This is a genomic window from Alkaliphilus peptidifermentans DSM 18978 (genome assembly GCF_900101495.1).
Taxonomy (GTDB): Bacteria; Bacillota; Clostridia; order Peptostreptococcales; family Natronincolaceae; genus Alkaliphilus_C; species Alkaliphilus_C peptidifermentans.
On sequence record NZ_FMUS01000035.1, the window covers coordinates 1 to 14,309 of the forward strand.

Here is a 14,309-nt window from a genome sequence, read left to right on the forward strand (position 1 = left end):
AAATGCTGCGGAATTTTATGAAATATCTCAGTATCAGAAAACAGAAGAGTTCAAGGAAAAATATAAAAAGAGAGCTTCTATAGAAGGTAAAAATGCTGAACTCAAAAGATTTCATGGACTATGTCGAGCAAGAGGATATGGCTTAATAAGTGTGTCGAAACAATCAAAGCTAGCTGCAATAGCGGTAAATATCAAGAGGATAGCAGCAATAGTCTCCTCTTTTATATCTAGTTTTAAGGGAACTTTAGAAATGACAGACTATTTTTTACATTTGTCAAAATTTCTTGCGATTTAACGAAAAAAAGGACCAGTTTTTCACTGATCTCGGACGTTTTGTTTGCCACTATAAAAAGCTTTTAAACTGGTTGAGAAGTATTAAAGTATTTTAAATAATCCATAATTTTATAGGATAAGTGTATTTGAAAGATCACTTCACTATCACTTAAATCGAAATTTACTAACTCTTTAATCTTTCGCATGCGATAGTTAAGAGTATTTCGATGTATAAATAAATACTTGGCAGTGTTTTGCATATTTTGATTATTATATAAATAAGATGATAGAGTTTCATAATAAGCTGTGTTATTTTTTTTATCATAATTCTTTAATTTAATAACAGCTGGATGACAGAACTGAATAAGATCTGTTTCAACAGTGGTTGATGATAATAGATGATAAAATTTGAAGACCTCATAGGAGAAAAAACAATCATCTTGATGGAGCTTGATCCCGAATTGCAATGCTCTTATTGCTTCATCATAATATTTATTAAGGCTCAACAATTTAGAAAATTTACTGCTTAGTCCTGCTAAGAGATGATGCTTTCTTAAAAAATCCTTTAATTTTGATAGAAAGGCCTCATCATACTCATCCTTATCCTTAATGTCTAATAAAATAACTATAGTATCCTGATAAAATACTGATTTAAAATTAGAAAAAATACTTTCTAGAGAATCCCTGAGAAAGTTTGCGTGGGTGTGACTTGAAGCATATCTAGAGAGATCAATTGAGAGGACATAAAGATTATTACTGAATTGATATCCAGAACTTTTAATTCTTTCAAGCAGTATCTCCTCCTTATTGATTTTCTCATCTAGCAAATCTAGTAATAGGTTTTCGTACATCAAGCCTTTTGTATTTTTAAAACCTTTATTCTTTCTTAATTCCTGAGAAATAACATTGCTCAATAGACGCAATAACTCTTGGGTTTTATCATTAAAGTTTTGTGAACATTCTAATGCAATTAGATACCCTACAATTTTATTATCAATCATAACATTGCTTACGATTTTTTTTATATCACTGGCATAGCAAGTGACATAGAAGGGTTCTGTTGTTCGTGGCGCGTTTTTAAAACTTTCTATTTTTTTCACCTCAGAAATAAACTCATAGGAGCAATACCCCCTATCAATATTTTTTATCCAAAATGGTTCAATAATAGCTTCATATTTTGCATGTGATAAAACTTTGTAGCTAAAATCAATTAAAATAATAGGATTATTTATTATACTTGAACCTAGTTCGGTTATGTAATTTAATCCTTTACCTTGAATAAGAGAATCTAATAGAGCTGCAGAATTATTAGCAAATTGCAAATCTCTGATAAATAAATCCTTTGCTTCGTTGAAAACTGTGAATAAATCCACGTCGGAAGATAGTTCAATTATATTTCCATCAACTCCACAAAAATCTGTTAAAGAAATATCTATATCATTAATCAATAGTAGATTGATTGGATGATTTGATATAGTAGATCTAGTCAACAAAGAAGTTTTACCTACATATAAGACATTCTCATGAAATGATAACTGATCTTTAGTAATCAGCTTTGTGTCAGAAAGCACAATTTCTTCGTTTGTCACTAAAATAGATTTAGGGTTATAAAGAGAAAAACATTTGAAAACCTCCTGAAATAGTATAGCCATTTTTATCACCTCTATCTCATTATAGGGCATGTTGCACAAGTATAGCAAGAAGATTTGTTGAGGATAGATATAGGAATAAAACTAGTGATGTGATAATTTATAATCAAATAATGTTAATAAAATAACAAGGAGGGTGTCGAATGAAATATAAATATCTTTTTTCAAAAGGAAAGATTGGTAAACTAGAATTGAAGAATAGAATTGTAATGCCAGCCATAGGAACTGGATTAGCAGGTGTGGCAGGAGAAGCTTCGGATGATATTATTCGGTATTATGAAGAAAGGGCCAAGGGGGGTTGTGGATTAATTATTACGGAGATAACCAGAATTGATGATGAATATGGTGTGGGATGTGCACCACAACTAACATTAACTAAGCCCTATCATATACCTAAACTGCAGAAATTGATAAGAACAATTCATAAATATGATTCGAAAATCTTTGTGCAATTACATCATCCAGGCAGAGAAGGTCATGCTAGTTTAATTGAGGGAAGACAAATTGTTGCTCCAAGTGCAATAATGTGTAAGGTTGTACAAGAAATGCCTAGGGAACTGACTACTTCTGAGATAGAAGGATTGGTAAAGAAATTTGTCACTGGGGCAAAAATGGCTCAAATGGCAGGGGCTGATGGTGTAGAACTACATGCAGCTCATGGATATCTAATAAATCAATTTATTAGTCCTTATACAAATAAAAGAAATGATAAATATGGTGGACACTTTGTTAATCGCATGAGGTTTATAACAGAGATGATTCTGGGAATTAAACATATATGTGGAGCTGACTTCCCAATTAGTGTAAGAATTGACGGAGATGAGTTTCTAGAAGGCGGACTAAAAATAGAGGATGCAATTAAAGTAGCAAGATATTTAGAAAGCATTGGTATCGATGCTATCAATGTCAGTGCAGGAACCTATGAAACTTCTTTAACCATCATTGAACCAATTTCATTCCCACAAGGCTGGAAGAGACATTTAGCACAGGCAATAAAAAATGCTGTCAAAATACCTGTAATTGCAGTTAATGTAGTTAGAAAGCCAGAATTTGCAGAAAGTTTAATTAAAGAAGGTACTGTAGATTTTGTAGGAGTTGGAAGAGGACAACTGGCAGATCCTGAATGGGGAATAAAAGCGATGGAGGGTAGAGATCAGGAAATCAGACCTTGTATTTCATGCTTACATTGTATTGAAGAACTTGGAAAAGGCGGATGTGTTAAATGTGGTGTCAACCCTAGAATGGGAAGAGAATTAGAATTCGACGGATTTAAGGAAGATGGTAAAGGTAGGATTGTAGCCGTTATAGGGGCAGGACCTGCAGGTATGGAGGCAGCAAGAATTTTAGCTTTAAGAGGATTTAAACCTGTAGTATTTGAGAAGGAGAATCAAGTAGGTGGACAGTTACAGCTTGCAAATAAGCCTCCGTTAAAGGAAAAAATAAATTGGTTAATAGAGAGTATGGCGTTTCAGCTAGAAAGTTTGAATGTAGAAATAAGATTAAATACTGAAGCTAATATAGAAGTAATAAAAGAACTAGATGCATATGCTGTATTTGTTGCTACAGGAGCATCACCAATTATTCCACTGATTGAAGGTGTTAAGGGTAAAAGTGTATGTACAGCTGTTGAAATACTTAATGGAAAGATAAAACCAGCAGGCGAAAATGTTGCTGTAATTGGCTCTGGAATGACTGGACTGGAAACTGCAGAATTACTTGCAGCATCAGGAAATAATGTTTCTGTTGTAGAAATGCAATCAGAAATTGGAGGGGGAATCTACAAGGTTAACCTTTATGATGTAATGCAAAGATTAGGTAAGTATGGGGTTGAAATGTTACCATCCCATAAGCTAGTTAGTATTAGTGATTACCAGATTACCTTATTCAATACAATAACAAATCAATCAATATTGAAACCGATAGATCGTGTAGTACTCTCTTTAGGGGTTAAATCAAACAAAGAAATGATAGTATCCTTAGAAGAAAAATTTGATATAGTTAGAATTATTGGAGATTCAGGAAAACCAGGAAGGATTGCAGAAGCTATAAGAGAAGGATTTGAAAAAGCTTACGTTTTATAATCATAATTATCTATATTAATCTTAAAAGGGGGTTTTACTGATGAAAGAGTTTAAAAATAAAGTTGCTGTTATTACCGGTGCTGCTAATGGTTTTGGCGTTGAGATGGCCAAAGAGTGTGTAGCGAGAGATATGAAGGTTGTCTTAGCCGATATTGACTCGGAAAATCTAAAAAAAGTAGAAGCGGATATGAAGGCAAAGGGGGCAGAGGTATTATCGGTAGAAATGGACGTTTCTAAGTTTGAAGATGTAGAAATACTTGCGAAAAAAACCTTGGAAACCTTTGGTAGCGTTGATTTACTTTTCAATAATGCGGGAGTAGTAGTTGCTGGGCCAACCTGGGAATTGCCGTTAAATGACTGGGATTGGATTATGGGGGTAAATGTGTACGGCATGATTTATGGATTAAAAGTATTTATTCCAATTATGTTGAAGCAAGATACTCCTTGTCACATTGTCAATGTGGCTTCTGTTGCAGGATTATTGACTACACCTAGTATGGCAGCATACCATACAACAAAATTTGCTAATGTAGGATTGACTGAATCTGTAAATTATCAACTACAGGCAATGAATTCAAAAATAAAAATGTCATTGTTCTGTCCGGGTTTTGTACAAACTGACCTGCATAATTGCGATAGACATCGACCTGAAAGATTTGCAATAAACAGAGATGAGCCTTATTATGAAAGCGTTTCCTATAAGCAGGGCTTAGAAAGAGGAAAGCATGTAATTACCACAGGAATACCTGTAGATTCTATTGGACAGAGCATATTTATTGCCATTGAAGAAGAACAATTTTATATTTTAACCCATCCACAATATGCTCCTGTTATAGGGGGAAGGGTTAGAAATATGCTAGAGGGAGTTAATCCTTCGGTAGCTATGTTTAAGAAATAGGATAAATATTTATACAACTAGAAAAGTTTTAATAAAAAAATCCCCCTCTGTAGCAGATTGAATAAAGTGCCATTTCTGACTATAAGGGGATTATTTTATGCCCTTATCAAATAGGTGGCAAACAAAACGTCCCCTTGGCTAAGTTAATTGGAAAAGTATATTTTCTAATATTTAGGATTGCAGGAGAAGACGAGTTAGAGGGGTATTTGCTGGAGTAGATCAAATAACCCTCTTTTAGTAGTTATGATGCTTTAATCTGGTTGGGTATTAAAAGCACTACTGATTGGAGTCGCTGTTTTATCTGTAAAAGTATAATGTCGGGTTTCTATAAATGTTCCTATGATAAGAACCAAGAGTGTTATAGGTAACCCTATAATTACTGGATCTAGTTTCCACACAAATGCAGTTGAACCTAGTGCTGCACTTGCAGCTGATTTAGCCTGAACTATCTGTCCTACAATCGTGGCAGTAGATCCTAAAATCATGGCAGATAGGGTAGAATATTTTGCTAGTCTAGCCCGCTTCCAAAAAACGATACTGACAAATACAGGAGACATTCCAGCTCCCATAATTCTTGCTCCCACTAAAAATAGCTCGACAATGTATGGAAATGCTTTTGCAATACTAACAGCAATCAAGGTAATGAAAAATGTGCAAATTCTTTGGATTTTAACCAGCTTTTCATTGCTCACATTAGGATTAAAATATGGCTTGTAAAAATCCAATGTGATATTTGATGTGATGGTAAGAATACAGGAACTTACTGTTGAGATACATGTTGCAAGTAATACAATTATAAAAAAGATGCCGATGTAGGATCCGTATATCATGGATAAATCAAAATATGCATTGGAAGGTTGTATGTTTGGAAATAAAGCCACTGCACAAAGGCTCAATAAAAATGGAACCATATACCAAAAGAAAGATATGTAACCTCCTAATGTAAAGGATTTTTTGGCAATTTGAGAGCTTGCTGCAGTAAATCCTCTTTGTATTACAGTTTGATTTCCCAGTGTTAGGAGGGCTCCTACTAACCCCCAACCAATAATTTGAGTAAGACCAACATTAGTCAAGTTTAAATGGCCAGGTGGAATTAAGCCTTTAAATGCTGTCCAACCTCCTGTTTTTGCAATTGCTAAAGGTATTAACAGAGTCGATCCTAAAAGGATAAATGCACCTTGTATTGTATCTGTTACAAGCACAGCCCACGCGCCACCAGTCATAGTAAAAAATACAGTGATACCTACACAAATTAAAAGTGCAACGTTGTCAGACACATCAAACATATACTTAAAGATGGCCGCCATACCGACAGCAGTGCCGGCTGTAGTGCTTAAATCTCTACAAAACACAAGTAAAAAAGAAACAATTCTGTGGGGAGTTCCAAAATATCTTTGAAACAACTCTGGGATTGTAGTTATTTTTGCTTCCCGTAATCTAGGAATAAACCAATATCCTACCCATATTAATGTTGCAAGTCCTGCTCCAGCGTTAAAGTATGCTCCCAAACCAATAGAATAACCCATACCAGCGTATCCAACTAAGGTTCCTGAGCTTACCATAGTAGCAAAAAGGCTTCCAATAACTAATATTTTAGGAGCTTTTCTATCTGCCAATATGTATGAATCCGATCCCTTGTCTGCCTTTTTTTTGAATATTAAACCAATTGAAATTAGCACTGTAAAATAAATTCCTATCATAATTAAATTATAACCTGTGGTACTTGACATTTTAACACCTCCAGTTCTTCAATTTTGCTTTACGACAATAAATATTTCCAGAATAGAGCATATGCAACAGACATTAAAATAACTAATACATACATTGCAATTGCTCTAACTGGGTACATTGGGACTGTATCCATAGGATCTTGTACCATTACATTTTTATTGTCTTCATCCATTTTTACTGCCTCCCTTCACTTGAATTAAATTATGCTAAATCATTGGCGACATAAGGTGCTCTTACCGATTTAATATTTTTAAATCATAGGTATATGGTGTAATATTTTGATAATTTCCCTGTTCTTTCAAAATAAGAGTATCACAAATTCTAAAACCGCCTAAATCCTTTACATATACACCAGGCATAATGCAAACCACCATATCCTCCTTAAGCTCTAAATCATTATCAAATCTTAAATAAGGATCTTCCAGAGGATCTAACCCAATGCCCACTCCAATTCGATGATTAAAGCATTCTCCTAAACCTGCTTTTTCGATTATGGATCTCCCAACTCGATCCACATCTTTTGCCAAAACCCCAGGCTTAATATAATCCAATGTAGCTAAGAAGGACTCCAATAAAATGTCATAAATATCTTTTTGCTTTGAAGTAGGTGTACCTACAAAATATGTTCGTTGACATGCTGAATGATATCCGTTTAGACTCACCATACGGGAATGAAGTACAATATCACCATTGGATATTTTTTTGGTGTTGGTGATGACATGGGGCAAATAAGTCCTTTCTATTCCTGTGGGTGCCATCACCAACATATCTAAAATGGCATGGGGGAATTTTTCAGCCACTTTTTTATAAACAAGATTGTTACCTTTTTGACTAATTTCTAGTTCAGACATTCCAACTTTAGAACTTGTTATAGTTTCATCAAGTCCATTGACTGCAAATTTTGCAGCATTCTTAATCATTTTAATTTCTTCTGGTTCTTTTATCATTCGCATTGTTTTAATGAAGTCTGTAATATCCTTAAGCTGAAAAGCTAATCCTTTATAGGTTTCACCTAGTGAGATTGGTATTGTATTATGTTCAACACCCAAGCATCCATTTGTATACTTTTTTAAAATGGGTGTTAAGTGATCCATAAACGTAAGTCCTTTATTTGCATTATGCGGATCTTCATAATATGCATATACATTATCTATACTAGCATGTAAACTTTTAGCAAATTCCTCTTCAAGACCTGGTAAAATAATAGAAACTGCATCTTTCTCGATAACGGTTGCAATGACACGACTATATGTAACCGTTAAAAAACCAGTAAAGTAATATTGAGTAGAAGGGTTTAGGACGATGGAAACGTCAATACCATTTTGTAGCATATGTTCTCTTAATTTATTTACTCGATTTTTATAGTTCATTTTTTTGCCTCCTGTTTGTTTTATATGGTTGCAATGTAGTCCGCAATTGGTAATTAACGGACTATAGTCTAGACTATAGTCTAGATAGTAGCACGAATTTTTTGAATTGTCAAACATATTAAAAAATAAAAACATATTTATTATTTTAAATAGAAATCTTAGTGATTTTTTATGGAAATTGCTTAAGTCAAATGATCATTCCTTACAAACAATACAAAACTTTTATTGAGCCGATCAACTCAACATATAGTATTTAAGAATCAACTAAAGGTATTAATGCAATTTCACTAAAAAAAAACTTCCACTGCAGTTATGCAATAGAAGTTTTTTTATGTTGACTGAATAACTTTGGAGTTGTGGTAATCTAATTGGAGGACAGTAGGCAGATTCAGTTATTTGGCTTAGTTCGAAAAGACTCTAAAAATTGATCCATTACTCTTACACCATATTCTTCTAAAGAAAAAATGCCTCCAGCAATGCACCAGTCATATAAAATGCCGCGATATACAGTCATGATCATTCTAGATAAATCCTTATATGTAAATTGAGTCATTATTTGACCTTCATTTTGACCTGCTTTGATTATTTCATCTAATATGTAGAAAAATTTTCTTGGACTTACCTTACCAGAGATTTTACCGTAAAAACTAATTTGAGCACTATAGAAGGCAGAAACCATTTGTACATCCGTATGTAATTCTATAAAGTTAAACACGAATTTACTGAAATCAATTAGTTTGTCCAAATGATTTACATATTCTGTATTCTGTTGAAACCAATCCCAGTAGAAATTGTCATAGTTTTCAAACCAAGAAATAACCAATTCATCCTTAGACTTGAAATAATGATAAAATGTGCCTTTTGAGGACTGGGAAGCTGCAATAATCTGATCTACTGTAACGTTATTGTAACCGTAATGATAGAAAAGATTCCATGCTGTATCTTGAATCCTTTTTTTTGTATTATTCACTTTTGTAGTCATAACATTGCTCCTAACACTTTTTTTCTAGCTTTTATTATATCATACTTTACATTTGTTATTTTTTAAGTCTTGACAAACTTTAAAAAAGTTTTTTTTATTCATTATAATTAACCAACTTGATTCATGAAAAAAATTAATAGTTCTTATTTTAAAGACATGTGATAGAAGGAAAATAGAGTTCTTTTTATAAAGAATTTGAAATAAAAACTTCAGATAAGGACTAAACTATTAGTCTAAAGTAATGATGAAGTGGGGAGAAAAAATGGAAAAAGGCTGGCTAAGCAAAAGGGTTATACTATTAATTTTAATAATAGTAGTTGGTATAATAGTGTTGATATTACAGAAATACCATGTATGGGATCTTATCTCAATTGAATACTTAAGAAGATTTACAGATAAAATTAGAAATTTAGGCTTATTGGGCATAATTTTATATATTATAATCTTTTCTTTTGGGACAATGTTATTTTTACCTAGCCTACCCTTTATATTATTTGGAGGTATTACCTATGGAACCTTTGCAGGTATTATATATTCATCTATAGCAGATTTATTAAGTGCTTCAATGGCATTTATTGCCGCTAGATATATAATTAGAAAGAGAATCGAAAGAATGTTAAGAAAAAATAAGACATTTCATGATATTAATAAAGGAGTAAAAGAAGATGGATGGCGTATCCTGATTGTAACTAGAATGGTGCCAGTTATTCCTCGATGGCTACAAAATTATGCTTATGGATTGACAGTAATTTCTTTTAAAACATATGCATTAGTGTCTTTACTGTGTATTGTTCCAGTAACAGCAGTATGGATTATCGCTGTTAATACAGTAGGTAGAGGAGAAGAAGATGCAAGAAAAACAATGATATATTTAGGAATTGCAGCAGTGCTCATTGTAGTGATTTCTTATATACCCAAATATATATATAAGAAAAAGTTAATGAGCAAAAAGTAAATTACAAATTAAAGTATTTGATATATATTTCCAATTCACCCTATGACTTCAATCAAATTGATGAAAACACCTATGAGCTGATACAAAATGAAGAAGACATGTTGAGGGGTGCATATAGGTTAGTAGTTACATTCACAAAAATAGACAATGAATGGAAAATTCAGGATAGAAGTATAGAGTTAGAAGAATAGACTAATTGACACATAGGCATGTTCCGCTATTAAGTATAAAATATATAATATTGACTTAAATAAGCAAAGAGTCATTAAGGTCCCTTTGCTTATTTCAGGTGGCAGTAATTCTGTAAATCAAAAATATTAATACATTTCATTGAGTGTATTGATAGACACATAAAAGTGGAATTATTTGAGAAAGATATATAATGTATAAAATACTAAATAAAGAATGGGGATGCATATGTATAGAAAAATAACTATAGTATTAATGATTATTTTAATAGCTGCAACGTCAAGCTGTGGTCTTCGCAGAGATGCACCTCCCGGTGAGGCACCTAATCCAAGAAACCAGACTGAATTGCAAAGGGAGGACATGCTTGCTAAATCAGACCAAGAAGCAGTGGAGGAGAATATAAACGGTTACAATATTGAAGATGATCTTAGGATTACGCAAACGACTCAAGACGATGACAGAATTTCTTGCATTGATCAGGAGCAAAGAGCAGAAATCTTGAATAATATCGGATCTAAGCCTATGAATACTGTACTGGAAGAATATGACTCCACATTACCCGAAGCAATAATAGACACATTGCAGTATCATCAATATAACATTTCCTACGATTATCTTCTTATAACTGCAGAGGATGGAGCAAAAATACGTGAAAATCCAAAGCCTGATACCAATTTTGTTGCCCATATAGAAACTCTAGAAAAAATGTCCCTTCTCCAACGGGTTGAGGGTGAAGAACTGGAAGGTTCAAACATATGGTACAGAGTTGCTTTTGAGAATGGGAATGAAGTAAAAGAAGGATATCTTCACTCAACAGAAGGTACACCAAGGAACTTCCGTTTTGACAGAATGCAGGATGCCATAAATGAGTTAAGACAGCAGGTGGCAGAGGGAGAGCTGCACTTTATAAGTAATTATAAAAATGAAAACGGTGCTCCGCCTCAAGAGGGTGATGCAGCAGTTGACGAGTATGGATACAGGGTTTACCATAGTGCTCCAGCTTATAACGAAGCAAACACAGAAAGCGAATATCGTTACATACCCGATGGGATGCTGGTGCGAATACTGGAGGAAACTGAAGATTTTTATCGTGTAAATGCTCTAACCTTTGGTGAAGATTACTACATACCAAAACAGTATATTGATACTAATGTCACATTAAGTCAACTAAACCATGTGATTGTAGTAGATAGAGATCAGCAGAACCAGGCTTCCTTTGAGGTTGGTGAAGATGGACTAAATCTTGTTTCATATACTCTATCTACTACAGGAACTCCAGGGAATTTTTCGTTTGAAACCACCCTTGGCAGCTATAAAGCCATCGTAAAAAGGGATCGCTTTCAGTATCTAGAAAGCGGTACACAGAATATAGCAGGATATGCTCCATTTGCAATAAGATTTACCGGAGGAGCCTACATACATGGCGTTCCCGTGGCATATGAGGAGGAGGATGGGCAGCAGGTAGATCCCGGATTGATAGAATACCTCCATACAATTGGAACATTTCCCCGCTCAAATATGTGTGTTCGGAATTTCACCAGTCATGCAGAATTTCTTTATAACTGGATTGATATTGAAAACGGAGCAGTTATAGTTATAGAATGATACTAATAAATAATTATTAAATAGCCCCCTTGATTAGGGGGCTATTTAATTAAAGCAACTCATGATAATCTCTAGTTTTTTTGATATAATAGTCTTGAATGATGCAGTGTGTCAAAAAAAGATTTCAAATGAGAGGACGAAAAATTATCGTGAATATTCAAATTTTTGGTATAAAGAAATGCTTTGATACAAAAAAAGCAGAACGATACTTTAAAGAGAGAAAGATTAAGTATCAATTTATAGATTTGACATTAAAGGGTTTAAGCAAAGGTGAGTTGCAAAGTGTTAAGTCGTCCATTGGATTAAATGATTTAATTAATAACGAAGCAAAGGATTTTAAAAAATTAAACCTACATAAAATTACAACCCCAAGTATAAGAGAAGAACTATTATTAAGCAATCCAAGTCTATATAAAACACCGATTGTTCGGAATGGTAAACAAGCTACCCTAGGTTATCAGCCAGAAATTTGGAAGGCCTGGGAGTAGTATAGTGAAACTTATAAAGCAATAGATATAAAACAAAAGCATTTTATCCAAAATGCTTTTGTTCTTTGCTGCTATAAACCCTTACGGCTACGTTGAATAGTTCTTTTTTTACTTTGCTGACTTGGTACATTGTTATTTCCTTTAATGGTATTGCTACTTGGTTTACCAAAGTCTACTCCTTGATTTTTAGATGCAATCTTCTGTTTCATAGCTTCCTGTAAACTAATTTTTTTTCTTTCGGTTGATGGAGCATCATTTTCATTATGAGTCATTCTATTTAGTCTCCTTTTTAATATTTATTATAAATTTATAGGCTATTTAAGCCTTTATAGTTTCTAAATATTCATCATAAGTCATTTTAACATCAACCATTCCATCCGGTGTAATTTCAATTATCCTATTCGCAATAGTCTGAATGAATTGATGATCATGGGATGTAAAGAGAATAATACTCTTATAATCCCTTAATCCATTGTTTAAAGCAGTAATAGATTCAAGATCAAGATGATTAGTAGGTTGATCTAAAACTAAGACGTTTGCATTAGAGAGCATCATCCTAGATAGCATACAACGAACACGTTCTCCTCCTGATAACACCTTCAGTTCTTTAAGTGCTTCTTCGCCAGAAAAAAGCATTTTCCCTAAAAATCCTCGAATATAAGTTTCAGACTTTTCTTCAGAAAACTGTCGTAGCCAGTCTACTAAATTTAGGTCAACATCATTAAAGAATTCTGAATTATCCTTTGGGAAATAGGCATTAGTAATAGTGACACCCCATTTAAAATGACCACTATCAGCCTCAAGCTCTCCAGTCAATATTTTAAAAAGTGTTGTATTTACAAGCTCATTAGAACCTACAAAGGCAATCTTGTCATCTTTAGCAACAGTGAAGCTTATATTATCTAATATTTTTTTACCATCAATGGTTTTAGATAGACCATCTACTATTAAAATGTCATTGCCGACCTCACGCTCTGGTTTAAATCCAACATATGGATATCTTCTAGTAGAGGGTTGAATATCATCAATGGTGATTTTTTCAAGGATTTTTTTACGAGAAGTAGCCTGCTTAGATTTAGAAGCATTTGCACTAAATCGAGCAATAAAATCTTGTAACTGTTTAACCTTCTCCTCTTTTTTTCGGTTCTGATCCTTCATCATTTGCTGAGCTAATTGACTTGATTCATACCAAAAGTCATAATTCCCTGCAAATAGTTTTATTTTACCGAAATCAACATCTGCCATATGAGTACAAACCTTATTCAAAAAGTGTCTGTCATGGGAAACTACAATGACAGTACCATCAAACTCGATTAAAAATTCCTCTAACCAATTAATCGACTTAATATCTAAGTGGTTAGTTGGCTCATCTAGAATCAAGACTCCAGGCTTTCCAAATAGTGCTTGGGCTAGAAGTACCTTTACCTTTTCTGACCCTTGTAAATCTGCCATTTTTGCATAATGCAAGTCAGTAGTAATTCCTAGGCCTTGAAGTAAAGAAGAGGCATCAGATTCCGCTTCCCAACCATTTAACTCACTAAATTCTGCCTCTAGTTCGGCAGCCCTCATCCCATCTTCATCAGTAAATTCTGCTTTAGAGTATAGTATATCCTTTTCCTTAATAATTTCATTCAGACGAATATTACCCATAATAACTGTTTCCAGTACTTGCACGTCATCATATTGAAAATGATCCTGTTTTAATACAGAAACTCGTATTCCTTCAGGTATATGGATACTACCAGTATTTGCATCTATTTCATCAGATAAAATCTTTAGAAAAGTACTTTTCCCAGCTCCATTAGCACCAATAACACCATAGCAATTACCTGGTGTAAATTTTAAATTAACATCTTCAAAAAGCTTGCGCTCTCCATATCTTAAGCTTAAATTAGTAACATTTATCACGCCATTACCTTCCTCTACTAAAAATTAAAAAGCCTCGGTAATTATATCATAAAATCAATAAAAATACATAAAAAAATGTATGTAAACTTACATTAATCAGGGCATTATACATTGATATATTAATTATTCTATTTATCAATTAACATAAATAAAAAAGGAAAGAACCTTGAAATATTTCAA

Annotated in this window: 13 protein-coding genes; 6 read left to right on the forward strand and 7 right to left on the reverse strand. The window is 33.4% G+C overall.

Features of this window, described 5'->3' with window-relative positions; all coding sequences use genetic code 11:
- The coding region (locus BLP68_RS19000) for a transposase (protein WP_176759111.1) at positions 1–295 on the forward strand (295 nt) is incomplete at its 5' end.
- Positions 296–356: 61 nt separating this feature from the next.
- On the opposite strand, the gene BLP68_RS19005 is transcribed toward BLP68_RS19000, so the two are convergent.
- On the reverse strand, positions 357–1,925 hold the full coding sequence (locus tag BLP68_RS19005; protein WP_176759112.1) for a PucR family transcriptional regulator: 1,569 nt from the start codon (positions 1,923–1,925) through the stop codon (positions 357–359).
- A 140-nt stretch (positions 1,926–2,065) separates the two neighbouring features.
- Here BLP68_RS19005 and BLP68_RS19010 point away from each other — a divergent pair, with 140 nt between their 5' ends.
- Together BLP68_RS19010 and BLP68_RS19015 are read left to right on the forward strand one after the other, a co-directional pair.
- Complete coding sequence (locus tag BLP68_RS19010) at positions 2,066–4,003, forward strand: oxidoreductase (RefSeq protein WP_091547090.1); 1,938 nt, start codon at positions 2,066–2,068, stop codon at positions 4,001–4,003.
- Positions 4,004–4,043: 40 nt separating this feature from the next.
- Positions 4,044–4,901, forward strand: a complete 858-nt coding sequence (locus tag BLP68_RS19015) for an SDR family NAD(P)-dependent oxidoreductase (RefSeq protein ID WP_091547093.1) — start codon at positions 4,044–4,046, stop codon at positions 4,899–4,901.
- Positions 4,902–5,152: 251 nt separating this feature from the next.
- Here the strand turns inward: BLP68_RS19015 and BLP68_RS19020 are convergent, their stop codons facing one another.
- From BLP68_RS19020 to BLP68_RS19030, 4 genes are all read right to left on the reverse strand, one after another.
- Positions 5,153–6,631 (reverse strand): sodium:solute symporter family protein, encoded by a 1,479-nt coding sequence (locus BLP68_RS19020; protein WP_091547101.1) that lies wholly within the window; start codon positions 6,629–6,631, stop codon positions 5,153–5,155.
- 29 nt (positions 6,632–6,660) lie between these two features.
- Positions 6,661–6,804 (reverse strand): hypothetical protein, encoded by a 144-nt coding sequence (locus tag BLP68_RS21875; RefSeq protein WP_176759113.1) that lies wholly within the window; start codon positions 6,802–6,804, stop codon positions 6,661–6,663.
- Positions 6,805–6,865: 61 nt separating this feature from the next.
- A complete protein-coding gene (locus BLP68_RS19025; RefSeq protein WP_176759114.1) occupies positions 6,866–8,002 on the reverse strand; it encodes a M24 family metallopeptidase in 1,137 nt (378 codons plus the stop codon).
- Positions 8,003–8,390: 388 nt separating this feature from the next.
- Positions 8,391–8,984, reverse strand: coding sequence for a TetR/AcrR family transcriptional regulator (locus BLP68_RS19030; protein WP_091547106.1), 594 nt, complete (start codon positions 8,982–8,984; stop codon positions 8,391–8,393).
- A 262-nt stretch (positions 8,985–9,246) separates the two neighbouring features.
- Between BLP68_RS19030 and BLP68_RS19035 the strand changes: the two genes are divergently transcribed.
- From BLP68_RS19035 to BLP68_RS19045, 3 genes are all read left to right on the forward strand, one after another.
- Complete coding sequence (locus tag BLP68_RS19035; RefSeq protein WP_176759115.1) at positions 9,247–9,939, forward strand: TVP38/TMEM64 family protein; 693 nt, start codon at positions 9,247–9,249, stop codon at positions 9,937–9,939.
- A gap of 417 nt (positions 9,940–10,356) precedes the next feature.
- Positions 10,357–11,733, forward strand: a complete 1,377-nt coding sequence (locus tag BLP68_RS19040) for a L,D-transpeptidase (RefSeq protein ID WP_091547111.1) — start codon at positions 10,357–10,359, stop codon at positions 11,731–11,733.
- A gap of 149 nt (positions 11,734–11,882) precedes the next feature.
- Positions 11,883–12,221, forward strand: coding sequence for an arsenate reductase family protein (locus BLP68_RS19045; protein ID WP_091547113.1), 339 nt, complete (start codon positions 11,883–11,885; stop codon positions 12,219–12,221).
- Positions 12,222–12,292: 71 nt separating this feature from the next.
- On the opposite strand, the gene BLP68_RS19050 is transcribed toward BLP68_RS19045, so the two are convergent.
- Positions 12,293–12,493, reverse strand: coding sequence for a hypothetical protein (locus BLP68_RS19050; protein ID WP_091547116.1), 201 nt, complete (start codon positions 12,491–12,493; stop codon positions 12,293–12,295).
- Positions 12,494–12,539: 46 nt separating this feature from the next.
- Complete coding sequence (locus BLP68_RS19055; RefSeq protein WP_091547117.1) at positions 12,540–14,129, reverse strand: ABC-F family ATP-binding cassette domain-containing protein; 1,590 nt, start codon at positions 14,127–14,129, stop codon at positions 12,540–12,542.
- Between the last annotated feature and the right edge of the window lie 180 nt (positions 14,130–14,309).

Bases quoted from the DNA above. Each gene is read 5' to 3' on its own strand.
- BLP68_RS19040 (WP_091547111.1), top strand. From the start codon at position 10,357: ATGTATAGAAAAATAACTATAGTATTAATGATTATTTTAATAGCTGCA.
- BLP68_RS19020 (WP_091547101.1), bottom strand. From the start codon at position 6,631: ATGTCAAGTACCACAGGTTATAATTTAATTATGATAGGAATTTATTTT.
- BLP68_RS19005 (WP_176759112.1), bottom strand. From the start codon at position 1,925: ATGGCTATACTATTTCAGGAGGTTTTCAAATGTTTTTCTCTTTATAAC.
- BLP68_RS19015 (WP_091547093.1), top strand. From the start codon at position 4,044: ATGAAAGAGTTTAAAAATAAAGTTGCTGTTATTACCGGTGCTGCTAAT.
- BLP68_RS19030 (WP_091547106.1), bottom strand. From the start codon at position 8,984: ATGACTACAAAAGTGAATAATACAAAAAAAAGGATTCAAGATACAGCA.
- BLP68_RS19035 (WP_176759115.1), top strand. From the start codon at position 9,247: ATGGAAAAAGGCTGGCTAAGCAAAAGGGTTATACTATTAATTTTAATA.
- BLP68_RS19010 (WP_091547090.1), top strand. From the start codon at position 2,066: ATGAAATATAAATATCTTTTTTCAAAAGGAAAGATTGGTAAACTAGAA.
- BLP68_RS19025 (WP_176759114.1), bottom strand. From the start codon at position 8,002: ATGAACTATAAAAATCGAGTAAATAAATTAAGAGAACATATGCTACAA.
- BLP68_RS21875 (WP_176759113.1), bottom strand. From the start codon at position 6,804: ATGGATGAAGACAATAAAAATGTAATGGTACAAGATCCTATGGATACA.
- BLP68_RS19050 (WP_091547116.1), bottom strand. From the start codon at position 12,493: ATGACTCATAATGAAAATGATGCTCCATCAACCGAAAGAAAAAAAATT.